The sequence below is a fragment of the Alkalimonas collagenimarina genome (assembly GCF_030717845.1).
GTDB classification, from domain to species: domain Bacteria; phylum Pseudomonadota; class Gammaproteobacteria; order Enterobacterales; family Alteromonadaceae; genus Alkalimonas; species Alkalimonas collagenimarina.
This window is the reverse complement of record NZ_JAUZVZ010000083.1, coordinates 1-201: the sequence shown is the minus strand read 5'-3', so window position 1 is coordinate 201 and position 201 is coordinate 1. Positions and strand designations below refer to the sequence as shown.

General features: G+C 51.2%; 1 pseudogene. It reads right to left on the bottom strand.

The window, feature by feature from the left end:
* Window positions 1–201: pseudogene (locus Q3O60_RS17675) on the bottom strand (IS110 family transposase); the annotation flags it as partial.

Genomic DNA, 201 nt, shown 5'->3' with positions numbered 1-201 from the left:
ATCACCCAGCTCGGCAATCACTCCAACTGCGACCAGTAAGCGCACACCGCGCATGGCCTGAATGGCTTTGACCACAGGATAATAGCGCCAGTTTTTGACATGATAGCTGAGTTCGTTATCCAACCGCTCTAAACGGCGGATACGCTCGGTAATGGTTTGTATTGCTTCTTGCAGTACGATTTGCTGGGCAGGATGAGGCAA